Genomic DNA, 23,834 nt, shown 5'->3' with positions numbered 1-23,834 from the left:
CGGCCGATGCAAGGAGCCGGTCGTTTTTTCCCATCGAGTGCGAATAATCGTATGAAACGTCATCTGTTTGCTTTCGTCGCGGCCGCCGCCGTGTCGGTTTCCGCTTTCGCGCAGAGCGCGCCGGTCGATATCGTCCGCAATGCGGTCGAGGGCACCGTTACCGCGATGAAGGCCGATCCGGCCGCACGCGGCGGCGACATGGCGAAGGTCACGCAGGTCGTCGAGCAGCGCTTCCTGCCCGCGACCAACTTCGAGCGCACGACCCGCATCGCCGTCGGCGACGCATGGAAGCAGGCGACGCCGCAACAGCAGCAGGAGCTGTACAAGCAGTTCAGGCTGCTGATGACGCGCACCTACGCTGCGTCGCTCGCGCAGCTCGGCAGCCAGGACGCGAAGTTCTCGTTCAAGGCCGGCGGCGCGTCGGGCGCCGACGCGCTCGTGCAGTCGACGGTGACGACGCCGGGCGACAGCCAGTCGGTCGGCTATCGGCTCGGCAAGGTCGGCAACGACTGGAAGATCTACGACATCGACATGTCGGGCGCGTGGCTGATCCAGGTCTACCAGGGCCAGTTCAAGAGCCAGCTCGCGTCGGGCGGGATCGACGGGCTGATCGCGTATCTGCAGAAGCACAATTCGCGGACGAACTGACGGCCGCTGCGCGGTCCGCAGTCCGGATGCATGAAGGGCGCCCTCGGGCGCCCTTTTTCGTTGCGGATCGCGGTGTCGCGCTACCCTACCGCCGCCGATGCTCGACCGCGAACTTGATCAGCTCGGCCTGCCCTTCGATCTCGAGCTTGCGCTTCAGATTGAGCCGGTGCGTTTCGACCGTGCGCACCGACAGCCCCGTCTGCTGCGCGATCTGCTTGCTCGACAGTCCCTCGGCCAGCGCATCGAGAATGTCGCGTTCGCGCGGCGTCAGGCGATCGAGCGGCGACGCGGTCGCGCTCGCGTGGATCATCCGCGCGGCGAGCCCTTCGCTGAAGAACGTCTGCCCGGCCAGCACCGCGCCGATCGCGCGGACGATCTCGCTCGCGGGCGAATCCTTCAGCAGGTAGCCGCTCGCGCCGGCACGCACGGCCTGCGTCACGTATTCGAGGTTGTCGTGCATCGACAGCATCAGCACGCGGATGCCGGGAAAGCGCTCGTGGAACACGCCCGCGAGCGTGATGCCGTTCATCCCGTTCATGCCGACGTCCATCAGCGCGAGATCGGGTTCGAGCGACGCGGCGAGCGCGAGCGCCTCGTCGGCGTTGCCGGCCTCGCCGACCACGGACAGGTCGGCCGCTTCGAGCCGCATCCGCAAGCCGTCGCGCACGAGCGGGTGATCGTCGACGAGCAGCAGTCGGGCGGCGGGCCGGGCGGTGTCGGGGGCGCTCATGCGTGAAAGGTCTCCTGTTATGGGGCGCGTCGTCACGCGGCGCTGCGCAGCGGCACGCGCGCGGCGACGATCGTGTGGCCGACCTGCGACGTGATCGTCAGCATGCCGCCGAGCGCGTCGAGGCGTTCGCGCATGTTGCGCAGGCCGATGCCGCGGCGCGCGTCGGCCTGCGAGCGTTCGGCGTCGAAGCCGCAGCCGTTGTCGGCGATGGTCAGCGTGACGGATTGGGCGCCGACGTCGAGCGTGACGGCCGCGCGCGACGCCTGCGCATGATGCACGATGTTGCTGAGCGCTTCCTGTGCGATCCGGAACAGCGCGGTGTTGACGGCCTCGGGCAGCGGCCGCGTGCCGCTGTGCGCGACCTGCGTATAGCCGATGTCGATGCCGCTTTCGGCGCCGAGTTCGCGGACCAGCTGCTCGAGCGCGGCCGCGAGACCGAGATCGTCGAGCATCGACGGACGCAGCGCATGCGAGATGCGCCGCACTTCGCGCAGCGTATCGCCGAGCCGCCCGACGCCCGACACGAGCGCCTGCTCGGCCTCGGGCACGCGCGACGTGCCGCGTTCGAAGCGCGCGAGCGCGGATTCGAGCATCAGCTTCGCGGACACCATCATCTGGCTGATCCCGTCGTGCAGTTCGCGCGACAGTCGTGCGCGCTCCTGCTCCTGCGATTCGACGACGCGCTGGGCGAGCAGCTTGAGCTTCGCGTCGGCGCTGCGCGACTCGCTGACGTTCAGCACCAGCGCGCACACGGCGATCGCCGCCGCGCCGGTGAGCGCGATCGCGGTGAGCCAGCTCATCGTGCGCTCGATATTGGCGGACGCGCGCGCGTCGATGCGCTGCAGCGCGGTGTCGACGTCGTCGAGATAGATGCCCGTGCCGACCATCCAGCCCCAGCGTTCGAGCGCGACGACGTAGCCGAGCTTCGGCGCGACGCGGCCCGTCGACGGCCGCTGCCATGCGTAGCGCACGTAGCCGCCGCCGTGCGACGCCGCGCCGATCAGCTTCTGGATCGTCAGTGCGCCCTGCGGATCGCGCATCGACCAGAAGTTGTGACCGACGCGCTCGGGCTCGCGCGGATGCATCAGCGAATTGCCGTGCAGGTCGTACACGAAGAAATAGCCGTCGGGCCCGAAATCCATCTTCTGCAGCATCGCGAGCGCCTGCGTGCGCAGCAGCGCGTCGTCGCGCGCATTGCGGCCGCTCGCGTCGTAGAGCGGCATGATCGCGCTCGTCGCGAGCTCGACGTAGTGCTTCAGCTCGACTTCCTTGCTCGACAGGTATGCGGCCTGGATCGTCGCGTGCTGCGTGCGCGCGAGCGAGGTCGCCTGCTGGCGCACGCCGAAGCCGATGCCGGCGATCGCGAGCAGGAACGGCACGATGGCCAGAAGGAAGATCTTTGCCTTGAGTCTCATGGTGGTGCGAAGCGGCCGCGAACCGGTGTGGCCGGCCAGGTGCGGCCGGCCAGGTGCGGGCCGGCCGGGCGCGTCAGCCGCGCGGCGGCGTATCGAGCCGACATTGTCGACGATTTTGCACGCGGGCGGCTGCGACCGGGCGGCCGCCCCGCCGCGGCTCGGGTGTCCGGGCGCTCAGGCCCGCCGCGACTCGAGATTGTCGGGAGACGCGGCCGTCAGGACGACGATGCGGTTGCGCCCGCCTTCCTTCGCGCGATAGAGCGCATCGTCGGCGAGCTTCAGCGCGGCCTGCATGTCGTCGTCGAGTTCGGGATAGCTCGTCGTCACGCCGATGCTCACCGTCAGGCGGCCGGCCGTGCCGGCGTCGTGCCGGATGCCGAGATCGAGGATGCCCGTGCGGATCGTCTCGGCGATCGTCACCGCGCCGTCGGTGTCGACGTCGGGCAGCACCACGACGAACTCCTCGCCGCCGTAGCGCGCCGCATAGTCGGCCGGGCGGCGCAGGCAGCCGCCGATGCAATGGCCGACCGCGGCGAGCGCGTCGTCGCCGGCCTGGTGGCCCTGCGTGTCGTTGTAGTGCTTGAAGTAATCGACGTCGATGAACAGCAGCGACAGCGCATGCTGCGAGCGCGCGGCGCGGCGCCATTCGCGCGCGAGCGTGACGTCGAGCATCCGGCGGTTGTCGAGGCCCGTGAGGCCGTCGGTGCGCGCGAGCGCCTGCAGCTCGGTTTCCGCGCGATGGCGCTTGCGCAGCTGCACGTCGAGCAGCAGCGACAGGCCGACGAAGCCGATCGCGAGCGCGACCATCGCGGAGCCGATCGGAATCGCACGGTCGTACCACGCGGCGTAGGTGTCCGCTTCCGAGCGCGCGACCATGACGATGAGCGGCAGGTGATCGAGGTGCCGGAACACGTACAGGCGCCGCACGCCGTCGATCGTCGCGGTGTCGGCGAAGCTGCCTTCGCTGGCGGTCATGAAATGCCGGAACGTGCTGGCGCGGCTGATGTCGCGGCCGACGATCTTCGGGTCGTACGGTTCGCGCGCGAGCATCAGGCCGCGCGTGTTGATCAGCGCGACCGAGCCGCGGTCGCCGAGCGACAGGCGCGAGAACAGGTTCTGGAAATATTCGAGCCGGATCGACATCACCGCGACGCCGCCGAACGACCCGTCGGGCTTCGTGATTCGCCGGCTGAGCGCGATGCTCGGCGAGCCGCCGCGCAGCCGCGAATGGTACGGGTTGCTCACGTACAGGCCGACGTCGGGGTGGTCGCGGTGGATGGTGAAATACGGCTCGTCGCCGAAGTTGACCTTGCGCGGCACGTCGCTCATGCCGTCGACCTCGATGTCGCCCTTTGCGTCGAGCACGTAGATGCCGCCGAGGTACTTGGCCGTCGTCGCGCGGTCGAACAGCACCTGGCGGCGCAGCGGCATCGGCAGCGCAGTGACCGCGGGGTCGTTCGCGCCGTCGACGACGGCCTGCAGCGACAGCGAATAGATCTCGATGTTGCGCTCGATGTCCCACGACGCCATCAGCGCGAGGTTCTGCTGCATCGTGCGCGAGCGGTCGCGCGCGTCGATGCGGCCTTCGTACAGCAGGATCCCGCACAGGAGCAGCAGGACCAGCGCGATCAGCAGCCCCGTGTAGAAGATCAGGTGCGGCAGCAGGAACCGGCGCAGATGAGCGGCGACACGGCTTGTCCGGCCGGATTCGCTGGGCATTGCGTAGTCGGTTTCTGCCATGGTCCGTGGATCGATGGGCATCGTCGCCAGGCGGCGGGCCGATGCGATTGTTCGTATGACGTGTCGGCAGCGATCCGATGCGCGGCCCTTCCGGCGCCTCTTTCTCTCCCGGCGGAGAAAATGGACACCGATTATCGGTAATCGCAGCCAGATATACCGGTAAATCCTGAATTCATTGGTGGCATCTGCCGCGATTCGACGATCCGACGAATCGGGCGGCGCGGATTCAACGGAGTATAACGCGCGCATTCGCGTGCGCGGAAAATGTTGCGACCCGTTGATCAGGGTCAAATTACCGTGAGATCCCGGGCTTGCAAATATTGGGCAGAGCGTTACTGCGCAAGGTTTTGGCGCGTGGCGGGTGCAAGCGTGCGGCGTACGGCCGCTGATTCAGGTGGATTAACGGCCGGCGCACGCGAAACTTGAAAGCGCGCGATATGTTCCGATTATCGGTTTCAACATACGGTTTCAACGGTCGCGCGAACGTAAAAATGAAAAAACGGGCGGCGATGAGGGCCGCCCGTTTCGCGGAGCCGGCATGCGGGACGGGCCCGCATGCGCATGCTCAGGCGCCGTGCTGTTGCGCCTTGAACGCGAGCCGGAACCGGTGCAGCAGCGGCTCGGTATAGCCGCTCGGCTGCGACGTGCCCTGCAGCGCGAGCGCGCACGCGGCCTTGAACGCGGTCGACTGGTCGTAGCCGGGCGCCATCGGGCGATAGTTCGGGTCGCCGGCGTTCTGCTGGTCGACGACGCGCGCCATCCGCTTGAACACGTCGAGCACGAAGGCCTCGGTGATCACGCCGTGGCGCAGCCAGTTCGCGATGTGCTGGCTCGAAATGCGCAGCGTCGCGCGGTCTTCCATCAGGCCGACGTCGTGGATGTCGGGCACCTTCGAGCAGCCGACGCCCTGTTCGACCCAGCGCACGACGTAGCCGAGGATGCCCTGCGCGTTGTTCTCGACCTCGCTCAGGATCTCGTCTTCGCTCCATTCGGCACGCTCGACGACCGGCACGGTCAGCAAGCCTTCGAGCAGCGCGTCGCGCTCGCTCGCGTACGGCGTCTTTTCGAGCGCCTGCTGGACGGCCTGCACGTCGACGAGGTGGTAGTGCAGCGCGTGCAGCGTCGCGGCGGTCGGCGACGGCACCCACGCGGTGTTCGCACCCGCGCGCGGATGCGCGATCTTCTGCTCGAGCATCGCGTGCATCAGGTCCGGCATCGCCCACATGCCCTTGCCGATCTGCGCGCGGCCGCGCAGGCCGGCCGACAGGCCCGCGAGCACGTTGTTGCGCTCGTACGACGTGATCCAGGCCGATGACTTCATGTCGCCCTTGCGGATCATCGGGCCTGCTTCCATCGCGCTGTGCATCTCGTCGCCGGTGCGGTCGAGGAAGCCGGTGTTGATGAATGCGACCCGCGCGGCGGCCGCCGCGATGCACGCGGCGAGGTTCACGCTGGTGCGGCGCTCCTCGTCCATGATGCCCATCTTCAGCGTGTTGCGCGGCAGGCCGTACAGATCCTCGATGCGCGCGAACAGCGTATCGGCGAACGCGACTTCGACCGGGCCGTGCATCTTCGGCTTCACGATGTAGATCGAACCCGTGCGCGAGTTGCGCTTCGCCTTCAGGTCGTGCAGCGCGCACAGCGTCGTGACGACGCCGTCGAGGATCCCTTCCGGAATCTCGTTGCCGTCGCGGTCGAGCACCGCGCCGTTGGTCATCAGGTGGCCGACGTTGCGCACGAACAGCAGCGAGCGGCCGTGCAGCGACAGCGTGCCGCCGTCGGGCGTCGTGTAGTCGCGGTCGGCGTTCAGGCGGCGCGTGAAACTCTTGCCGCCCTTCGCGACTTCCTCGACCAGCGTGCCCTGCATCAGGCCGAGCCAGTTGCGGTAGAGCTGGACCTTGTCGTCGGCGTCGACCGCCGCGACCGAATCCTCGCAGTCGATGATCGTGCTGACTGCCGCTTCGAGCACCACGTCCTTCACGTTCGCGAGATCGGCGCGGCCGATCGGCGTCGACGCGTCGATCTGGATCTCGATGTGCAGGCCGTTGTGCTTCAGCAGGATCGCGGACGGTGCGCCGGCTGCGCCCTGGTAGCCGACGAACAGCGCCGGCTGTGCGAGATGCACGACACCCTTCGCGGTTTCGACGGCGAGCTGGCCGTCCTGCACGCGATAGCGCAGCGCGTCGCCGTGCGAGCCGCTCGCGAGCGGCGCCGCGTTGTCGAGCACGTTGCGCGCGTAGTCGATCACACGCTGGCCGCGCGTCGGGTTGTAGGTCGCGGTGCGTTCGGCGCCGCCGTCCTCGGGCAGCGCGTCGGTGCCGTACAGCGCGTCGTACAGGCTGCCCCAGCGGGCGTTCGCGGCGTTCAGTGCGTAGCGCGCGTTCGACAGCGGCACGACGAGCTGCGGGCCGGCCTGCGTGGCGATCTCGCTGTCGACGTTCGCGGTGGCTGCCGCGACGTTCGACGGGACCGGCACGAGGTAGCCGATTTTTTCGAGGAACGCGCGATAAGCGGCGTGGTCGCGCACGGGGCCGGGGTGCGCGCGGTGCCAGGTGTCGAGTTCCTGCTGCAGGCGGTCGCGTTCCGCGAGCAGTTCGCGGTTGCGCGGCGCCAGATCGTGCACCAGGGCCGAGAAACCGCTCCAGAATGCGGCCTTGTCGATGCCGGTGCCCGGCAGTGCTTCGTTTTCAATGAACTGGCTCAGCGCTGGCGCGACTTGCAGTCCTGCTTGGTCGATCATCGTTATCCTCCCGGGGAAAAATGCGCGCGCGGCTAGAGGGCCTGCTCACGCTAATAACGGGCTTGCGAACGAGCCTTGCCGGTCGTAGTGCAAGGAGCAAGGAGCGCCGTTTGGCCGAGCCAAACAAGCGACGCGCGACGCCGCAATGCGGCCGGCAAGGCTCGTTCCCGTGATTTAAAAAAACCATTTGTGGGGCTGGCCACCAGAAGGGCCGATCGCTGCGTCATGCTCCTTGCGAATACGTCGAGTATTCGCTTCGTCGCAGTCCTTGCGCTCGGCCCTTCTGGTGGCCAGCGCAAGCCCGTTATTAGCGTGAGCAGGCCCTCCTTTATGTCGCGACGCTTTGTGTGCCGACGCGGGCGATCTGCGCGTCCTGCTCGGACTTTACGCCAGACACGCCGATCGCGCCCGCAATCCGGCCGCCGACCGTGACCGGCACGCCGCCTTCGAGCAACCCCGTCAGCGGCACGCTGAGAAACGCGGTGCGGCCACCGTTGATCATATCCTCATAAGCCTTCGTCTCGCGACGGCCGAGCGCCGCTGCGCGCGCCTTGTCCTGCGCGATGGTCGCGCTGGCCGGCGATGCGCCGTTCAGCCGCGCGAACGCGAGCAGGTGGCCGCCGTCGTCGACGACGGCGATCGACACGGCCCAGCCGTGGCGTTCCGCTTCCGCGCGGGCGGCGGCGAGCATGCGGTCGGCATCGGCGAGTTCGAGTTCGGGTTTCGTCTGCATGGATGTCCTCCGGAACCAGGTCAGTTGATCAGTCGGTTGTCGACGAGCTCGATCCAGTGGCGCACGGGCGTGCGGCCCGCGCTGTTCAAGTGAGTCTGGCAGCCGACGTTGGCCGTGACAATCAGGTCCGGCCGCACGGCTTCCAGCGCATCGAGCCTGTTGTCGCGCAGTTTCGTCGCGAGTTCGGGCTGCGTCAGCGAATACGTGCCGGCCGAGCCGCAGCACAGGTGGCCGTCGGCGACATTCGTCAGATCGAAGCCGAGCCGCGTCAGGATGCTTTCGACCGCGCCGCCGAGACGCTGCGCGTGCTGCAGCGTGCACGGGCAATGGACCGCGACGCGGCGTGGCGTCGCATCGGCCAGCGCATCGAGCGGCTCGGCCGCGATCACCTCGGCGAGATCGTGCGCGAGCGCGCTGACGCGGCGCGCCTTCTCCGCATAGACGGGGTCGGAGCGCAGCAGGTCGCCGTATTCCTTGACGAACGCGCCGCAGCCGCTCGCCGTCAGCACGATCGCTTCGGCGCCGGCTTCGATCGCGGGCCACCACGCGTCGATGTTGCGGCGTGCGCGGGCGAGGCCGGCGTCCTGCGCGTTCAGGTGATATTCGGTCGCGCCGCAGCAGCCGGCCTCGCGCGCCGGGCTCACGCTGATGCCGAGCCGGTCGAGCACGCGCGCGGCGGCCGCATTGGTGTTCGGCGACAGCGCGGGCTGCACGCAGCCTTCGAGCATCAGCACGCGCCGCGCATGACGCACGGCCGGGCGCGGCGCGGCCGCGGGCACGGCGGCCGGGATCTTGTCCTGCAGCGCGCCGGGCAGCAGCGGGCGCAGCGCGCGGCCGGCCTTCAATAATGCGGCGAACGTCGCCGGGCGCGGTACCACGTGACGCAGCCCCGCGCGCAGCAGGCGCTCGCGCGCGGGCCGCTGCGAGCGCTTCTCGGCTTCCGCGCGGCCGATGTCGAGCAGCGTGTGATAGCGCACGCCGGACGGGCAGGTCGTCTCGCAGTTGCGGCAGGTCAGGCAGCGGTCGAGATGCCGCTGCGTGCGCTCGCCGCACGGCTCGCCTTCAAGCAGTTGCTTGATCAGGTAGATGCGGCCGCGCGGCCCGTCGAGCTCGTTGCCGAGCACCTGGTAGGTCGGGCAGGTCGCATTGCAGAAGCCGCAGTGCACGCACGCGCGCAGGATCGCTTCCGCTTCGTCGGCCCGGGCGAGGGTCTTGCTTGCTTCGCTGAGATTGGTTTGCATCGGCGGGTCGCTTCGAAGGTCAGAGGTCGGCGTACAGGCGCCCGGGATTGAAAATCGCGTGCGGGTCGAGTTGCGCCTTGAGCCGCCGGTGCACGCGCAGCAGTGCGCTCGGCAGCGGCTGGAACGGCTCGTGTGTCGTGCCCGGCGTGAAGCAGGTCGCGTGGCCGCCCCATTGCGCGGCGAGCCGCTGCACGTCGGCCGGCGCGGCGTCGCTCTTCAGCCAGCGCTGCGCGCCGCCCCAGTCGGCGAGCAATGCGCCGGGCAACGCGTCGAGCGGTGCGGCGGCCGGCACCGACACGCGCCACAGCGGGCGCGGATCGTCGAAGAACGGCAGCGCGAGATCGCGCAGCCGTGCCCAGAACGCGTCGTCGATGTCGTCCATCCGGTCGCCGCCGATCGTGTCGCGCGCGGCCTTCACCGAGCCCTCGCCGCCTTCGATCCGCACGCGCAGCACGCCGTCCGCGTGGCACGCGCCCGCGAGCGGCAGCCCCGCGCGCCGCCACGCGGCGACGCGCTGCATGGCCTCGCCAGCGGCGAGCGGCAACGCGAGATCGCACGTCGCACGCGGCTTCGGCAGCACCTTCATCGATACCTCGGTCACGACGCCGAGGCAGCCGAAGCTGCCGGCGAGCAGACGCGACACGTCGTAGCCCGCGACGTTCTTCATCACCTCGCCGCCGAAGCGCAGGTGCTTCGCGTGGCCGGTGATCACGCGGCAGCCGAGCACGAAGTCGCGCACCGCGCCGGCCCACGGACGGCGCGGCCCCGACAGCGCCGCCGCGAACATCCCGCCGACCGTTGCCGCGCCGCCGAACGCGGGCGGCTCGCACGGCAGCATCTGGCCGGCCGAGTCGAGCATCGCTTCGAGATCGGCGAGCGGCGTGCCCGCGCGCGCGGTGACGACGAGCTCGGTCGGGTCGTACGCGACGACGCCACGATGCGTGCGCACGTCGAGCGTGCGGCCTTCGACGGGGCGGCCGAGGAACGCCTTCGTGCCGGCGCCGCGGATGTGCAGCGGCTGGCGGTCGTGGATCGCGGCGTCGACCTGGGCGACGAGCGCTGCGCTGTCGTCGATCGATTCGATTTCGCGTCGCATCAGAAGCGCTCCAGTTCGGGAAACGGCAGCTTGCCGTGATGGACGTGCATCGCGCCGAATTCGGCGCAGCGGTGCAGCGTCGGGATGTTCTTGCCGGGATTGAGCAGCCCCTGCGGATCGAATGCGGCCTTCACCGCGTGGAAGAACGTGATTTCGTCGGCGTTGAACTGCACGCACATCTGGTTGATCTTCTCGCGTCCGACGCCGTGCTCGCCGGTGATGCTGCCGCCCGCCGCGACGCACAGCTCGAGGATCCGGCCGCCGAGCGCTTCCGCGCGGTCGAGCTCGCCGGGCCGGTTCGCGTCGAACAGGATCAGCGGGTGCATGTTGCCGTCGCCCGCGTGGAACACGTTCGCGACCGGCAGCCCGTATTCGGCAGACAGCGCGGCGATCCCTTCGAGCACGCGCGGCAGCTCGCGGCGCGGGATCGTGCCGTCCATGCAGTAGTAGTCGGGCGACATGCGGCCGACCGCGGGGAACGCGTTCTTGCGGCCGGCCCAGAAGCGCTGCCGCTCGGCCTCGTCGCGCGCGACGCGGATCTCGGTTGCGCCCGCGTCGCGCAGCAGCGCGGCGACGCGTTCTGCATCCTCGTCGACGTCGCTCGCCGCCCCGTCGAGCTCGCACAGCAGGATCGCCTGCGCATCGACCGGGTAGCCCGCGTGGATGAAATCCTCGGCCGCGCGGATCGCGAGGTTGTCCATCATCTCGAGGCCGCCGGGAATCACGCCCGCGCCGATGATCCGCGCGACCGCCGCGCCCGCCTCGGCGACGTCGTCGAAGCTCGCCATCAGCACCTTCACGCACGGCGGTTTCGGCAGCAGCTTCACGGTCACTTCCGTGACGATGCCGAGCATGCCTTCGGAGCCGGTGAACAGCGCAAGCAGGTCGAAGCCCGGTGCGTCGAGCGCGTCGGCGCCGAGCGTGAGCGTGTCGCCGTCGATCGTCAGGATCTCGACCTTCAGGATGTTGTGCACCGTGAGCCCGTATTTCAGGCAGTGCACGCCGCCCGCGTTTTCGGCGACGTTGCCGCCGATCGAGCACGCGATCTGCGACGACGGATCGGGCGCGTAGTAGAGGCCGTGCGGCGCGGCCGCCTGCGAGATCGCGAGGTTGCGCACGCCGGGCTGCACGCGCGCGGTGCCGGCGTCGGGGTCGATGTCGAGAATCCGGTTGAACTTCGCCATCACGAGCAGGATGCCTTTTTCGAGCGGCATCGCGCCGCCCGACAGCCCCGTGCCCGCACCGCGCGCCACCACCGGCACGCCGTGCGCGGCCGCGACGCGCAGCACCGCGCGCACCTGCTCGACCGTGTCGGGCAGCACGACCGCGAGCGGCACCGTGCGGTACGCGGCGAGGCCGTCGCATTCGAACGGCTTGAGCGCCTCGCGTTCGTGCAGCACGTCGAGGCCGGGCGCCGCCGCATGCAGCGCGGCGACGAGCGTGTCGCGGCCGACGGTCGCCAGCGGGCCGTCGATCCGTTCGTCGTAGATGAAACTCATCGGTCTGTCTCCGTCTCCACCATGCGGGCGGCCGCGCGATGCGCGACACGCCGGATGGACGGGATTCTTGGCGGGCCAGGCGCGCCTGTCCAGACGTCTTCCAGGTGGTCGTACCAGTTTTTGTGAAGGCATTCGAATGCCGCCATGCGGAGAACCAGAAAACCGAATCAGGACAAGGGTTCGTGCGAAAATCGGGGATATTCGTCCAAAGTGGTCGTACCAGTATGGAAATGCAGGATCGAGAGGGGCCGGCGCGGCGCGTGGCCGACGTCGTCGCCGAGCGGATCGAGAAGCTGATCGTCGACGGCGTGCTGAAGGCCGGGCAGGCGCTGCCGTCCGAACGGCGGCTGACCGAGAAGCTCGGCGTATCGCGCACGGCCGTGCGCGAAGGAATGAAGCTGCTGCACGCGCGCGGGATCATCGACACGATGCACGGCAAGGGTTCGTTCGTCGCGAGCCTGACCCCGCAGCGCGAAATCACGCCGATGATGCATCTGCTCGGCTCGCAGCCGCGCACGCTGTACGACCTGTTCGAGGTGCGCGGGATGCTCGAGGCCGAGGCCGCGCGGCTCGCCGCGTTGCGCGGCACGTCGGCCGACTTCATCCTGATCAAGCGCCGCTACGACGAAATGACGGCGGCCGACGCGCAGGATCTCGACCCCGCCGCGCGCGCGAAGCTCGATCACGCGTTCCATCTCGCGATCTGCGAGGCGTCGCACAACCCCGTGCTCGTCAACACGCTGCAGTCGCTGACCGACCTGCTGCTCAGTTCGGTGTTCGCGTCGGTGAACAACCTCTATCACCGCGAGCCGCTGAAGAAGCAGATCGATCGGCAGCATGCGCGGCTCTACAACGCGGTGACGGGGCGGCTGCCCGAGCAGGCGCGCAAGGCCGCGAGCGAACATATCCGCCAGTGCGTCGAGTATCTGCGCGAGATCGAGCAGGAGGAGCAGCGGCTCGTGCGTTCGACGTTGCGGCTTGAAGGGTGGACTTAGGCGCGTTGGTTCTTGTCCGGCGATCAGGTTGCCGTGCAGTCGGCATCGTCCTGAGCTTCGAGCCTGGATGCCCAGCCTGACTTGGCTTCTTTCAGCACGATTCGCTGCTTTTCAGCGCGCTCGATCGCGTTGATGCGCTCGATTGCCGATGCGATAGGAACATTGCCGTCCGCGTGTGCGAGGTACAGCAGGCGAACCAGTTTGTCGGCCCAGCGCGGCACTTTGCCCGACTTCTCCCAGCGGGCGACCGCCTGCTCGTTGTTGCCGAGCAGCTTGGCCAGTCCGCTCTGCGATTGCATCAGGCCGGCACTGCGCACATACCGAAACTCGACGCCGGTGAGCGGAGCGGGTTTTTTCGCGAGCGCGAGACAGATCGCGGTGCAGAGTCCGTCCAGATCGTTGATGGACACGCCATCGCCATAGGGTGTCTTGTGCAGCGTATATCCGTTCGCCAGCCATACATTTTTCAGGCCACCGTCGGTGTAGTGATACATATCAGCCCCTTGGTGCGTCAATTCAGCGTTTGGTGACTTCCATCACGGTGATCACCGTGAGGTGAGGAGCGGGATGATCCACGAGTACGGCCACGCCGACATTGACGCCCGATACATATCGCTCCATCACACAGCGCAGGCCCGATGCCCGCATGTCCGGTTCAGGCTCGTTCACGATGACGCCCTTGCGCAACGTTTCCAGCACCATCGGATCGTTGATCTTCCGCTGCCGCATCCGGTCGCGTGCATGGCCGACGAACACGATGTTCGCTGAAACGGCCGCACATACCCGGATGTGCTTCTCGAGCTGTCGTTTGGATGGTTGCCCCAATCGCACACCTATCATTTTGATAGGTTGGAGTTTACGCTGTCTGATGCGTGTTGGGGATAAATTTTGGCTATTGGGCTCAGTCCGCCTGGCGTCACGCAGTCGAAAAAAAGCCCGCCGAAGCGGGCAACCTCACGATGCGGAGGGGGAGATACGAAAACGCGAGCGGCGCGCGTTCAGCCTTTCGTCGCGCCGAACGTGAGCCCCGCGACGAAATGCTTCTGCATCGCGAAGAACATCGCGACGGAAGGCAGCGCGGCGAGGATCGAGCCGGCCGACACGAGGTTCCACGACGTCGTCCACTGCCCCTTCAGCGCCGCGACGCCCGCGGTGATCGGTGCGGCTTCATCACCTTGCGTGAGGCACAGCGCCCAGAAGTAGTCATTCCACACGAACGTAAAAACGAGAATCGCCAGCGCAGCCAACGCAGGCCGGATCAGCGGTAGCACGATCCGCCAGAACACCGTCCATTCGCCCGCGCCCTCGATGCGCGCGGCCTCGATCAGCTCGAACGGCAGCTGCTTGATGAAGTTGCGCAGGAACAGCGTGCAGAAGCCGGTCTGGAACGCGACGTGGAACAGGATCAGCGCTTCGACGGTATTGAACACGCCGAGCCGGAGCGACAGGTCGCGCACCGGAATCATCAGCACCTGCACCGGCACGAAGTTGCCGGCGACGAACGTGCCGAACAGCGCGGCATTGCCGCGAAACCGGTAGGTCGCGAGCGCGAAGCCGGCCATCGACGCGAGCGCGATCGAGCCGAGCACGGACGGCACGGTGATCTGCACGCTGTTCCAGAAGTAATGCAGCATCGGCGACGTCGTCAGCGCGTCGCGATAGTTCTCGACCATCGCGAAGTGTCGCGGCCAGCCCCAGTAGTGCCCTTCGACCAGTTCCTCGGTCGAGCGCACCGACGTGACGAACACCGCAATCATCGGCAGCAGCCAGATCAGCAGCGCGACGGGCAGCGACAGCTTGTACAGCCGGCGCGAGACGGGCTTCCATTGGGCAACGGGAGTCGGAAACATGATGGCCACCGGTCGGGTTATTGCTCGTTGCGCAGCATGCGGCGCAACTGGAACACGATGTAGACGAGCATGATCGCGAACAGCACGACCGCGATCGACGCGGAATAACCGAGCCGGTAGTACTTGATCGCCTGGTCGTACATGTAATACGCAAGCACGGTCGAGCTCTCGAACGGGCCGCCGCTCGTCATTACCGAGATCAGGTCGAAGCTGCGCAGCGCGCCGATCACCGTGACGACGATCGCCATGAAGGTGGTCGGCCGCAGTTGCGGCAGCACGACGTGCCACAGCAGCGCGAAGCCGCGCGCGCCTTCCATCCGCGCCGCCTCGATCTGTTCCGGGTTGACCGACGTGAGGCCGGTCAGGTACAGGATCATGCAGTACGCCGTTTGCGGCCACAGCGCGGCGAATACGATGCCGAGCGTCGCGTAGCGCGCATCCCCGAGCACCGGGATGCCGTGCCCGGCGAGCAGCGCGAGCAGCCCGAAGGTCGGATCGTAGAACCACGAGAAGATCAGGCCGACGACCACGCCGGATAGCACGAACGGCGCGAAGAACAGCGATTTCACGAGCCGGATGCCGCCGACCGCCTGGTTCAAATACAGCGCGAGCGCGAGGCCGAGCGGCGGCGCGAGCATGAACAGCGCGAGCCAGATCACGTTGTTGCGCAGCGCGGTGTAGAACGTCGGCGCGTGCAGCAGTTCGACGTAGTTCGCGAGCCCGACGAAGCTGCGCTCGGTCATCCCGTCCCAGTTGTACAGGCTCAGCGACAGCGTCGACATGATCGGCCAGATCACATAGACGGCAACCATTGCGCAGGCCGGCGCGAGAAAGAGCCACGCGGCGCGCCGTTGCCGCCGCACGGCAGGCGACGGGCGGCGCGCGGGCAGCGCGGCGGCGGATGCTCCGCGCGGCGGCGGCGCGGCGCCGGCGGGCTGGGTGGACGTGATCGGACTGGACACGGCAAGCCTCCTATACTGACGCGGCGGCACAGGGCCGCCGGCTGGGTCACGCGGTCACTTCTTGTAGATCCGCTTGCGGGTCTGTTCGAGCTGCGCAAGCACCGTATCGAGCTGCGCGGGATCGGCCAGGAACTGCTGCATGCCCTTCATCCCCTCGTCGGCCATTTCCTTCGTCATGTCGCGATCGTAGAACTGCGCGACGCCGCCCTTCGTGTCGGCAAGAATCCGGAAGCCGATGCGCGAGATCGGATCGGCCGGCTCGGGCGACTTGCTGTTGGCCGACAGCGAGCCGAGGCCCTCCGCGAGCTTCGCGCCCATCTCGGGCGTTTCCACGAAGGCGAGGAACGTGTGCGCGTCGGCCTTGTTCTTCGCTTTCGTCGGGATGTGCAGCGATTCGACCGGACCGTCCTCGGCGGTCGGCACCTTCGGGTCGATGATCGGGAAGCGGTAGTAGCCCATTTCCTGTTTCACGTTCGGCGGGAAACCCGCCGCGATGAAGGTGCCCATCAGCATCATCGCGGCCTTGCCCTGGAACAGGAACGGCTGCGCGCCGTCGAGATCGTAGGACAGCGCGTTGTCGATGAAGTAGCCGGCATCGATCAGCGATTTCCACGTCGTGTAGACCTTCTTCACGCGCGGGTCGGTGTACGGCACGTCGCCGGCCATCAACTGCTGGTGGAACGCGTTGCCGTTCACGCGCAGGTCGAGATAGTCGAACCAGCCGGCGAGCGTCCACGCGTCGCGGCCGCCGAGCGCGACCGGTGTGATGCCGGCCGCCTTCAGCTTCTTGCACGCATCGAGAAACTGGTCCCAGGTCTTCGGCTCGTCGGCGATGCCGACCTTGCGGAACAGGTCCTTGCGGTAGAACAGCCCCCACGAGTAATAGACGGTCGGCGCCGCGTACTGCTTGCCGTTATACGACGATGCGTCGCGCGTCGACGCATACATCGCACCCCAGCCGTTCTTCGTCCAGTCGCCGCTCAGGTCCTCGAACAGCCCGCGTTTCGCGTAGTACGCCATCCGCTCGCCCGCGTGCCAGTTCACGACGTCCGGCGCGACGGTCGTGAGCCACGCGGGGAGCTGCACCTTGTACGCTTCCTCGTCGACGAAGGTCGCCTTCACGTCGATGTCGGGATGCGCCTTGTGGAACGCGTCGAGCGTCGACTGCCAGACCGCGCGCTGGCTGGCGCCCTTGAACGCGATGTTGACGGTCAGCGTGCCGGCGCTCGCCGGCGCGGCGGCACCGAACGAAGCGAACGCGATGGCGGCGGCCGCGGCGAGCCGGGCGGCGGCGCGAAGGGGGCGATGTGTCATGGTTGTCTCCATTCCTGTGTGTCGTTGTGCGTGACCGGCGCGTCGCGGCGCCAGTGGCGGGTGCTACGAACGGCTTCGATACACGGCGACGCCTTGCGGCTCGACCTGCGCGGCGCCGAGCACGAACGCGGACGGCGGCACCGCGTCGATCGTGTGCGGCGTGCTTCCATAGTTGAATACGTAGGTCAGGCCGCCGCGCCGGCTTACGCGCACGCCGTCGCCGAGCGGCGTCGGCGCGAGGCCCGCTTCGGCCGCGACATCGGCGAACAGTCGCGCGGTGGTCGCGTCGTCGAACAGTGCGGCCCAGTAGTGCAGCGCGCCATGCGACACGCAGGCCGGATGACCGTCGGCGAAGCGTGCACGCACGACGCTGCGCGTGTCGTCGTGCAGCTCGACGAAGTCGCGCCAGTGGCGCGCATCGCCCGCGAGCGGCGAGCCGTCGCGCAGCGTGCCGTCGATCCGTTCGGTCACGTTCGGCCGCAGCGATTCGACGCGCCACACGCGGATCGGCAGGATCGACGCGAGCGGGCCGGGCGGCAGCGCCGGCGGAATCTGCAGATCGACGGTCTTCGAGCCGGTGCGCGGCCCGAACACGGCATGTGCGCCCGATGCGGCGAGCCGTGCCGCGAAATCGTCCGGCACGATCGGCAGCGGCGGCACGACCACGAGCCGATAGCCGTCGAGCGGCGCATGCACGGAGACCACGTCGACGTCGAAGCCGAGCGAGCGCAGCGCCGAGTAGTACTCGAACGCGAAGCGCGGGTAGTGGAAATCGGCGCCTTGCGGCTGCACCTCGAACAGCCACTTCGCCTCGTAGTCGTAGATCAGCGCGACGGGCGCGCGCACCGGAGCGTCCGCATCCGCGCCGGCATCGTGCACGGCCGCGATCTCGCGCGCGACGCGTTGCGCTTCGCGGCCGCCTTCGTCGAGCTGGTCGTCCGGCGTGTGCAGGCCCGCATGCATCTGCTCCTGCGCGAACGGCGCCTGCCGCCAGCGGAAGTACGACACGCAGCCGGCGCCGTGCGCGAACGCCTCCCAGCTCCACAGGCGCACCATGCCCGGCAGCGGCGCGGGGTTCCAATGCGCCCAGTTCACGGGCCCCGGCTGCTGCTCCATCACCCAGAACGGCAGCTTCGACATGCCGCGATACACGTCGTGATTGAACGACGCGAAATCGGGATGGCCGGTGCGCAGCCAGCGCGCCTTCACGTCGGGCGCGAACCATTGCTCCTCGAGTGCGCCGAGCGGATAGCTGTCCCACGTCGCGATGTCGAGGTCGCGCGCCACCTCGTAGTGGTCGAACTCGGTGAACAGCTGCATGAAGTTGTGCGCGACGGGCCGGCCCGGCGAGTGCGCGCGGATCACGTCGACCTGCATCCGGTGATAGCGCGCGACCTCGTCCGACGCGAAGCGCCGGTAGTCGAGGCGATGCGACGGATGGGCCTCGGTCACGGTGCCGACGGGCGCATCGACTTCGTCGAAGTTGCGATACTCCATGCTCCAGAACACGGTGCCCCACGCGCGGTTCAGCGCGCCGATCGTGCCGTAGCGCGCCTTCAGCCATTCGCGAAAGCGCACGAGCGCGGCCGGCGAGTAGCTGACGACCGTCTGGTGGCAACCCAGCTCGTTGTCGGTCTGCCAGTAGCGCACGGCCGGGTGGCGGCCGTAGCGTTCGGCGACCGCCGTGCAGATCTGGCGCGACGCTTCGAGATAGGTCGGCGACGAGAAGTCGTAGTGGCGGCGCGAACCGAACGCGCGCGGCCGGCCGTCCGCGCCGATCGCGAGGATGTCGGGATGACGGTCGACCAGCCATTTCGGCGGCGTCGCGGTCGGCGTGCACATCACGATCTCGAGGCCGGCCGCGCCGAGCACGTCGACCGCGCGGTCGAGCCAGCCCCAGTCGTATTCGCCCGGCGACGGCTCGATGCGGCTCCATGCGAATTCGGCGATCCGCACCTGCTCGATGCCGAGCGCTTTCATCCGGCGGGCATCGTTCGCCCACATCGATTCCGGCCAGTGTTCCGGGTAATAGCAGACTCCGAGGCGCATACGCGATCCTTAAGCGTAGTGATGGACGTTGACGTCGGCACACGCGGGCACCGCGCGGCCGTCTTCGGTGAAGAGATGGCAGGCCGCGGCCGGCGCATGCACGTGCACGCGTTCGCCGCTGTGCACGTGTGCGTCGCCGGGCAACTTCGCGATCAGCGGCGTGCCGCCGGGCTGGTCGAGATGCACGTAGGTTTGTTCGCCCAGGCGTTCGACGAGCGCGACGTCGCGCACGAGCGTCGTCGCGTCGCGTGCGGCGCCGAGCGTCAGGTGCTCGGGGCGAATGCCGAGCGTCACGGTTGCGCCGGCGTGGAGCGCGGAGCCGTCGCGCGGCAGCGTGAAGGTTTCGCCGGAAAGCGCGACGGTGACGGTCGTGCGGCGGGCATCGGATGCGGTGACGACGGCCGGCAGGAAGTTCATGCGCGGCGAGCCGATGAAGCCGGCGACGAATCGGCTGGCCGGATGGTGATAGAGGTCGAGCGGTGCGCCGACCTGCGCGATGCTGCCGTGCTGCGCGGTATCCGCGCCGGCGTGCAGCAGCACGATCTTGTCGGCGAGCGTCATCGCTTCGGTCTGGTCGTGCGTCACGTAGACGACGCTCGCGCGTTCGAACTGCCGGTGCAGCCGCGCGATCTCGATGCGGGTCTGGCCGCGCAGCGCCGCGTCGAGATTCGACAGCGGCTCGTCGAACAGGAACACGCCGGGCTCGCGCACGATCGCGCGGCCGATCGCGACGCGCTGCCGCTGGCCGCCCGACAGCGCCTTCGGCTTGCGGTCGAGCAGCGTGTCGAGCTGCAGGATGCGTGCGGCATCGCGCACCTTCCGGTCGATCTCGGCTTTCGGCACGCGCGCGAGCTTGAGCCCGAACGCCATGTTCTCGTAGACCGTCATGTGCGGAAACAGCGCGTAGCTCTGGAACACCATCGCGACGCCGCGCTCGGCGGCCGGCACGTCGTCGACGCGGCGGCCGTCGATCGACAGCTCGCCCGCGCTCAGGTCCTCGAGCCCGGCAATCATGCGCAGCAGCGTCGACTTGCCGCATCCGGACGGCCCGAGGAACACGCAGAACTCGTGCGCGCCGATCTCCAGATCGACGTCGCGAATGACCGGCGCGTGATCGCCATAGGCTTTCTGCACGCGTCGCATCGAGATGCTCGCCATTGTCTCCGCTCCATGTTCTAATGCGCCGTCACACATGGTTAAGCGCTTAATCATCGCGATCAAAAAAAGAGGCGATGCGATCGCGGCCGAGTCGCGCCCGATGGTCGGGCGGCAAGGTGTGCGGCGATAGTGCGCCGCTTCGGTGAGCGAAGCAAATACTGGATCGACGTCTCATATAGTGAGCAAATGATGGCGACACTGGATGAAGTTGCGCGCCGCGCCGGCGTGACGGCCGCGACGGTATCGAACGTGCTGCGCGACCGCGGACGGGTGGGTGAGGCCACGCGCGCGCGGGTGCTGGAAGCCGTGCGGGCGCTCGGATATCGGCCGCATCTTGCCGCGCGGGCGCTGGCGGAAGGGCGCGCGCCGACGGTCGCGCTGATGGTGTCGAGCATCGCGAACCCGTTCTATCCGGAGTTCGCGCTGGCGGTCGAGCGCGCGGTGCGCCGCAACGGACAGTTCCTGATCGTCTGCAATACGAACGAAGATCCATTGCAGGGGCGCGCGTACCTCGACCAGATCGCCGGCACGATCTCCGAAGGCATTCTCGTGACCAACGCGAACCTGCACCTGCCGGATCTGCTTGACGTCGCGCGTCGCGGCGTGCCGGTCGTGCTGTGCCTGTGGGAGCGGCCCGACGCGCCGCCCGACGGATTGCCGTGCGTGGCCATCGATTTCCGCGAAGCGGGGCGGATTGCGACGCGGCATCTGCTCGAACTCGGGCACGAGCGCATCGGCGTGATCGTCGGCGGAGCAGCGAGCGGCGTGCAGGCGGCGCGTTACGACGGCTTCGTCGACGTGATGCGCGAAGCGGGGCTCGACGCGTCGATCGTCGCGGCCGAGCACGATTCGATCGAAGGCGGCGTGCGCGCGGCGGGCAGGCTGCTCGACGCGCATCCGCGGCTGACCGCGCTGGCCGCCACCAACGACCTGCCGGCGATCGGCGCAATGCATGCGGCGGCCGATCGCGGCAGGCGCGTGCCCGACGACCTGTCGATCGTCGGCATTACCGACATCCATCTGGCAAGCGACACGCGGCCCACGCTGACGACCGTCGCGATTCCGACCGCCGAGGCTGCCGGCCTCGCGGTCGAACTGCTCAACGCGCTGCGCGAGGTGGGCGGCCGGATCGACGATGCGTCGCGCGTGCGGACCGCGTCGCTGCCGCGGCTGGTGGTGCGCGGTACGACAGGCCGCGTGCCGAGTGGGCGCACGACGCGGTAAATATCGCGCGTGGTTGCACAGAGTGCTTCGAGTTTGCCGACGCAATCGACGCGGCCCGGCGCGCAGCCGCGTGCGGTGTGAAAAACCGCAAACGCAGCGCAGGCCTCAACCGCCTTCGACGAGCCGCATCACGATGCTTCTGGCCGATTCGAGATGCGCGACCGTCATCGAACGGGCGGCGCGCGCATTGCGCTCGCGGCACGCCTGCAGGATCTCCTCGTGCTCGACCTGGAACGACGGCGTATCCGCGAGCAGCGTGGCCTGCAGGCGCTCGTAACGTTCGACCTGGCTGCGCAGTTCGCCGATCGTCTTCAACTGCCGCGCGTTGCCGCAGCACGAATACAGCAACGCGTGGAATTCGCGGTTCAGTTCTCCTTGCCGGCGCGGCACGGCCGCGTCGCCGAGCAGGCGATGGACGAGTTCGGCGCGCGCGAGCGTTTCGTCGTCGAGCCGCTTCACGCTCCGGTAGATCGCGTCGCCTTCGAGCAGCGCGCGCAGATCGTAGATCTCCTGCACGTCCGACGCGCTCAGCATGCGCACGACGGCGCCGCGATTCCTGAAGATGTCCAGCAATCCTTCGCGTTCCAGGCGCTGGATCGCTTCGCGCATCGGAATCCGGCTGATGCCGAAGCGGTCGGCCAGGTCGCGCTCGACGAGCCGCTCGCCGGCTTCCAGTTCGCCGTTGACGATCATGTCCCGCAGCGATGCGGCCACCGCGTCCGCCGTGGAGTCGAGTTTGGCTTCCATGCCTGGGTGTTCCTCACTTCAATTTGGAATAATGGTATACCAAACGGAATTCCGGTGCCAAAATGGCGGCCATTGGCGGGCTTCATAAAATGAAATCGGGCCCGGTGGAAGCAACCGACATCAATGGAGAGCGAGATGGCATCTGGCGAACACAAGTATCGCGTCGCAGTGCAGTGGACGGGCAACCGCGGCACCGGCACGTCGGGGTATCGCGAGTATGGCCGCGATCATGTGATCCGTGCCGGTTCGAAGCCGGACATTCCCGGTTCGTCGGATGCGGCCTTCCGCGGCGACGCGTCGCGCTGGAACCCCGAAGACCTGCTGCTGGCGTCGGCATCGGCGTGCCACAAGCTCTGGTATCTGCATTTGTGCGCCGAGGCCGGTATCCGCGTGCTCGCGTATGTCGACAACGCGGAAGGGACGATGCTCGACAGTCCCGAGCAGGGGCGCTTCACCGAAATCGTGCTGCGCCCGCACGTGACCATCCAGACCGGCGACGATCGCGAGCGGGCGGAACGTCTGCATCACGATGCGCACGCGAAGTGCTATATCGCGAACTCGGTCAACTTCCCGATCCGCTGCGAACCAGTGATCGAGTTCGCAGCGGCGTGACGCGTTGGCGATGGAAAGCACGATGAAGCTTTTCTACTATCCCGGCAATGCAGGCATGGCGCCCCGCTTCGTGCACGAAGAAGAAATCGACGCGAGCGGGCAGCACCCCCCGCCACCGCGTCACAGCGAGACGCCGTAAACCTCCCGCGCAGCCGCCCGGATCGCATCGGCCATCACCGTGACGGCCGGCGAATGCAGCCGGTCGGTGCGCGTGATGATCCCGAAATCGTCCATCCGGCAATCCATCTCCAGCGGCAGCACCGTGACGATCCCGTGTCGCGCGTAGTAGCGCGCGACGTCCTCGGCCAGCACCGCGATCATGTCGCTCTGTTCGAGCAGCTGCGTGATGAACAGCAGCGCAGACGTTTCGACCAGGTTCGCCGGCGGCGCGAGGCTCGCACGCTGGAACACGAGTTCGAAGCGATGGCGCAGCACGCTGCCGGCCGGCGGCACGACCCATGCGGCGCGCTGCACGTCCGCGAGCGACAGCGGCGCCTGCGCGAGCAGCGGATGGCCGGGCCGCACGACCGCCGCCACCGTTTCGCCGATCAGCGGCTCGTAGCGCAGCCGCAGCTTGTCGTGTTCGGCGGAGAGCCGGCCGAGCACGATGTCGATCTTGTCCTGCGCGAGATGTTCGAGCAGCACGTTGCTGGTGTCGATCTCGACCGACACGTGCAGGCCCGCATGCGTGCCCTTCACGGCGGCGACGGCCGGCGGCACCAGCCGCAGGCCGGGCGACGTGATCGCGCCCACCGCCACATGCCCGAGATGGCCGGCCTTCAGCGCGGCCAGTTCCTCGCGCGCCTGGTCGAGGCTGCCGAGCGCCGCGCGCGCGTGGCGGATCAGCGCGTCGCCGTACAGCGTCGGCCGCATCCCGCGCGGCAGGCGCTCGAACAGCACCGCGCCGATCGATTCCTCGAGTTCGCGCAGCAGCTTCGACGCGGCCGGCTGCGTCATGTTCAGCGCGGCCGCCGCGCGATGAATGCTGCCTTCGTCGGCGAGCGCGACGACCAGCAGGAGCTGGCGGGTCTTCAGGCGGCTGCGGTTGCCCCACGGGCTGGCGTCAGTCATCGTACGGGTT

At 68.1% G+C, this 23,834-nt stretch carries 21 protein-coding genes; 4 read left to right on the top strand and 17 right to left on the bottom strand.

Translation table 11 applies throughout. The features are described 5' to 3' along the window. Positions 1–51: 51 nt before the first annotated feature. Positions 52–648 carry an MlaC/ttg2D family ABC transporter substrate-binding protein gene (locus MRS60_RS26300; protein WP_034181524.1) on the top strand — a complete coding sequence of 199 codons (597 nt, stop codon included), beginning with the start codon at positions 52–54 and terminating at the stop codon, positions 646–648. 85 nt (positions 649–733) lie between these two features. Here the strand turns inward: MRS60_RS26300 and MRS60_RS26295 are convergent, their stop codons facing one another. The 8 genes from MRS60_RS26295 to glcD all read right to left on the bottom strand — a co-directional run bounded on the left by MRS60_RS26295 (position 734) and on the right by glcD (position 11,842). Next, the gene (locus tag MRS60_RS26295) at positions 734–1,378 is read right to left on the bottom strand and encodes a response regulator (protein WP_034181525.1); all 645 of its coding nucleotides are present in this window, start codon (positions 1,376–1,378) and stop codon (positions 734–736) included. 32 nt (positions 1,379–1,410) lie between these two features. Further along, positions 1,411–2,793: a cache domain-containing protein gene (locus MRS60_RS26290; RefSeq protein WP_034181526.1), complete on the bottom strand. Its 1,383-nt coding sequence runs from the start codon at positions 2,791–2,793 to the stop codon at positions 1,411–1,413. Positions 2,794–2,967: 174 nt separating this feature from the next. Then, positions 2,968–4,533, bottom strand: a complete 1,566-nt coding sequence (locus tag MRS60_RS26285) for a sensor domain-containing diguanylate cyclase (RefSeq protein ID WP_243565834.1) — start codon at positions 4,531–4,533, stop codon at positions 2,968–2,970. A 565-nt stretch (positions 4,534–5,098) separates the two neighbouring features. Then, positions 5,099–7,273: a malate synthase G gene (locus MRS60_RS26280; protein WP_217590332.1), complete on the bottom strand. Its 2,175-nt coding sequence runs from the start codon at positions 7,271–7,273 to the stop codon at positions 5,099–5,101. A 328-nt stretch (positions 7,274–7,601) separates the two neighbouring features. Next, positions 7,602–8,006, bottom strand: a complete 405-nt coding sequence (locus tag MRS60_RS26275) for a GlcG/HbpS family heme-binding protein (RefSeq protein WP_105390632.1) — start codon at positions 8,004–8,006, stop codon at positions 7,602–7,604. A gap of 20 nt (positions 8,007–8,026) precedes the next feature. Continuing rightward, positions 8,027–9,247: a glycolate oxidase subunit GlcF gene (glcF, locus tag MRS60_RS26270; RefSeq protein ID WP_243565833.1), complete on the bottom strand. Its 1,221-nt coding sequence runs from the start codon at positions 9,245–9,247 to the stop codon at positions 8,027–8,029. A gap of 19 nt (positions 9,248–9,266) precedes the next feature. After that, on the bottom strand, positions 9,267–10,343 hold the full coding sequence (gene glcE, locus MRS60_RS26265; protein ID WP_243565832.1) for a glycolate oxidase subunit GlcE: 1,077 nt from the start codon (positions 10,341–10,343) through the stop codon (positions 9,267–9,269). Continuing rightward, positions 10,343–11,842 carry a glycolate oxidase subunit GlcD gene (gene glcD / locus MRS60_RS26260; RefSeq protein ID WP_034181532.1) on the bottom strand — a complete coding sequence of 500 codons (1,500 nt, stop codon included), beginning with the start codon at positions 11,840–11,842 and terminating at the stop codon, positions 10,343–10,345. The genes glcE and glcD overlap by 1 nt, the downstream gene beginning before the upstream one ends. 224 nt (positions 11,843–12,066) lie before the next feature. Here glcD and glcC point away from each other — a divergent pair, with 224 nt between their 5' ends. Further along, positions 12,067–12,837, top strand: coding sequence for a transcriptional regulator GlcC (gene glcC, locus MRS60_RS26255; RefSeq protein WP_034181533.1), 771 nt, complete (start codon positions 12,067–12,069; stop codon positions 12,835–12,837). Positions 12,838–12,860: 23 nt separating this feature from the next. Here glcC and MRS60_RS26250 read toward each other — a convergent pair whose 3' ends face one another. The 7 genes from MRS60_RS26250 to MRS60_RS26220 all read right to left on the bottom strand — a co-directional run bounded on the left by MRS60_RS26250 (position 12,861) and on the right by MRS60_RS26220 (position 20,170). After that, positions 12,861–13,331, bottom strand: coding sequence for a hypothetical protein (locus MRS60_RS26250; protein WP_131946696.1), 471 nt, complete (start codon positions 13,329–13,331; stop codon positions 12,861–12,863). Between the two features lie 22 nt (positions 13,332–13,353). Beyond that, positions 13,354–13,662, bottom strand: coding sequence for a DUF4258 domain-containing protein (locus MRS60_RS26245; protein WP_165948068.1), 309 nt, complete (start codon positions 13,660–13,662; stop codon positions 13,354–13,356). A gap of 173 nt (positions 13,663–13,835) precedes the next feature. Beyond that, a complete protein-coding gene (locus tag MRS60_RS26240) occupies positions 13,836–14,687 on the bottom strand; it encodes a carbohydrate ABC transporter permease (protein ID WP_034181814.1) in 852 nt (283 codons plus the stop codon). A 17-nt stretch (positions 14,688–14,704) separates the two neighbouring features. Continuing rightward, positions 14,705–15,649 carry a carbohydrate ABC transporter permease gene (locus MRS60_RS26235; protein WP_243565831.1) on the bottom strand — a complete coding sequence of 315 codons (945 nt, stop codon included), beginning with the start codon at positions 15,647–15,649 and terminating at the stop codon, positions 14,705–14,707. Positions 15,650–15,703: 54 nt separating this feature from the next. Then, positions 15,704–16,963, bottom strand: coding sequence for an ABC transporter substrate-binding protein (locus tag MRS60_RS26230; protein ID WP_131946693.1), 1,260 nt, complete (start codon positions 16,961–16,963; stop codon positions 15,704–15,706). 63 nt (positions 16,964–17,026) lie between these two features. Beyond that, positions 17,027–19,012, bottom strand: a complete 1,986-nt coding sequence (locus MRS60_RS26225) for a beta-galactosidase (protein WP_243565830.1) — start codon at positions 19,010–19,012, stop codon at positions 17,027–17,029. A gap of 9 nt (positions 19,013–19,021) precedes the next feature. Beyond that, positions 19,022–20,170, bottom strand: a complete 1,149-nt coding sequence (locus MRS60_RS26220; protein WP_243565829.1) for an ABC transporter ATP-binding protein — start codon at positions 20,168–20,170, stop codon at positions 19,022–19,024. Between the two features lie 189 nt (positions 20,171–20,359). On the opposite strand from MRS60_RS26220, the gene MRS60_RS26215 reads away from it, so the two are divergent. Continuing rightward, the gene (locus tag MRS60_RS26215; RefSeq protein ID WP_175749653.1) at positions 20,360–21,394 is read left to right on the top strand and encodes a LacI family DNA-binding transcriptional regulator; all 1,035 of its coding nucleotides are present in this window, start codon (positions 20,360–20,362) and stop codon (positions 21,392–21,394) included. A 105-nt stretch (positions 21,395–21,499) separates the two neighbouring features. On the opposite strand, the gene MRS60_RS26210 is transcribed toward MRS60_RS26215, so the two are convergent. Further along, on the bottom strand, positions 21,500–22,141 hold the full coding sequence (locus MRS60_RS26210; RefSeq protein ID WP_175749652.1) for a GntR family transcriptional regulator: 642 nt from the start codon (positions 22,139–22,141) through the stop codon (positions 21,500–21,502). A gap of 135 nt (positions 22,142–22,276) precedes the next feature. Between MRS60_RS26210 and MRS60_RS26205 the strand changes: the two genes are divergently transcribed. Beyond that, positions 22,277–22,753 carry an OsmC family protein gene (locus MRS60_RS26205; protein ID WP_243565828.1) on the top strand — a complete coding sequence of 159 codons (477 nt, stop codon included), beginning with the start codon at positions 22,277–22,279 and terminating at the stop codon, positions 22,751–22,753. 120 nt (positions 22,754–22,873) lie between these two features. Here the strand turns inward: MRS60_RS26205 and MRS60_RS26200 are convergent, their stop codons facing one another. Beyond that, complete coding sequence (locus tag MRS60_RS26200) at positions 22,874–23,824, bottom strand: LysR substrate-binding domain-containing protein (protein ID WP_034181545.1); 951 nt, start codon at positions 23,822–23,824, stop codon at positions 22,874–22,876. Positions 23,825–23,834: the final 10 nt, after the last annotated feature.

Origin of the sequence: Burkholderia pyrrocinia (assembly GCF_022809715.1) — a bacterium.
Classification (GTDB): domain Bacteria; phylum Pseudomonadota; class Gammaproteobacteria; order Burkholderiales; family Burkholderiaceae; genus Burkholderia; species Burkholderia pyrrocinia_C.
Note: the sequence above shows the minus strand (reverse complement) of the source record. Positions and strands in the feature narration are given on the sequence as shown.

What these genes read in the sequence shown, in the direction of transcription:
- MRS60_RS26220 (WP_243565829.1), bottom strand. Translation starts at nt 20,170, where the DNA reads ATGGCGAGCATCTCGATGCGACGCGTGCAGAAAGCCTATGGCGATCAC.
- glcD (WP_034181532.1), bottom strand. Translation starts at nt 11,842, where the DNA reads ATGAGTTTCATCTACGACGAACGGATCGACGGCCCGCTGGCGACCGTC.
- MRS60_RS26200 (WP_034181545.1), bottom strand. Translation starts at nt 23,824, where the DNA reads ATGACTGACGCCAGCCCGTGGGGCAACCGCAGCCGCCTGAAGACCCGC.
- MRS60_RS26275 (WP_105390632.1), bottom strand. Translation starts at nt 8,006, where the DNA reads ATGCAGACGAAACCCGAACTCGAACTCGCCGATGCCGACCGCATGCTC.
- MRS60_RS26205 (WP_243565828.1), top strand. Translation starts at nt 22,277, where the DNA reads ATGGCATCTGGCGAACACAAGTATCGCGTCGCAGTGCAGTGGACGGGC.
- MRS60_RS26250 (WP_131946696.1), bottom strand. Translation starts at nt 13,331, where the DNA reads ATGTATCACTACACCGACGGTGGCCTGAAAAATGTATGGCTGGCGAAC.
- glcC (WP_034181533.1), top strand. Translation starts at nt 12,067, where the DNA reads ATGGAAATGCAGGATCGAGAGGGGCCGGCGCGGCGCGTGGCCGACGTC.
- MRS60_RS26285 (WP_243565834.1), bottom strand. Translation starts at nt 4,533, where the DNA reads ATGGCAGAAACCGACTACGCAATGCCCAGCGAATCCGGCCGGACAAGC.
- glcE (WP_243565832.1), bottom strand. Translation starts at nt 10,343, where the DNA reads ATGCGACGCGAAATCGAATCGATCGACGACAGCGCAGCGCTCGTCGCC.
- MRS60_RS26210 (WP_175749652.1), bottom strand. Translation starts at nt 22,141, where the DNA reads ATGGAAGCCAAACTCGACTCCACGGCGGACGCGGTGGCCGCATCGCTG.
- MRS60_RS26290 (WP_034181526.1), bottom strand. Translation starts at nt 2,793, where the DNA reads ATGAGACTCAAGGCAAAGATCTTCCTTCTGGCCATCGTGCCGTTCCTG.
- MRS60_RS26295 (WP_034181525.1), bottom strand. Translation starts at nt 1,378, where the DNA reads ATGAGCGCCCCCGACACCGCCCGGCCCGCCGCCCGACTGCTGCTCGTC.
- MRS60_RS26215 (WP_175749653.1), top strand. Translation starts at nt 20,360, where the DNA reads ATGGCGACACTGGATGAAGTTGCGCGCCGCGCCGGCGTGACGGCCGCG.
- MRS60_RS26225 (WP_243565830.1), bottom strand. Translation starts at nt 19,012, where the DNA reads ATGCGCCTCGGAGTCTGCTATTACCCGGAACACTGGCCGGAATCGATG.
- MRS60_RS26240 (WP_034181814.1), bottom strand. Translation starts at nt 14,687, where the DNA reads ATGTTTCCGACTCCCGTTGCCCAATGGAAGCCCGTCTCGCGCCGGCTG.
- MRS60_RS26230 (WP_131946693.1), bottom strand. Translation starts at nt 16,963, where the DNA reads ATGACACATCGCCCCCTTCGCGCCGCCGCCCGGCTCGCCGCGGCCGCC.
- MRS60_RS26280 (WP_217590332.1), bottom strand. Translation starts at nt 7,273, where the DNA reads ATGATCGACCAAGCAGGACTGCAAGTCGCGCCAGCGCTGAGCCAGTTC.
- MRS60_RS26300 (WP_034181524.1), top strand. Translation starts at nt 52, where the DNA reads ATGAAACGTCATCTGTTTGCTTTCGTCGCGGCCGCCGCCGTGTCGGTT.
- glcF (WP_243565833.1), bottom strand. Translation starts at nt 9,247, where the DNA reads ATGCAAACCAATCTCAGCGAAGCAAGCAAGACCCTCGCCCGGGCCGAC.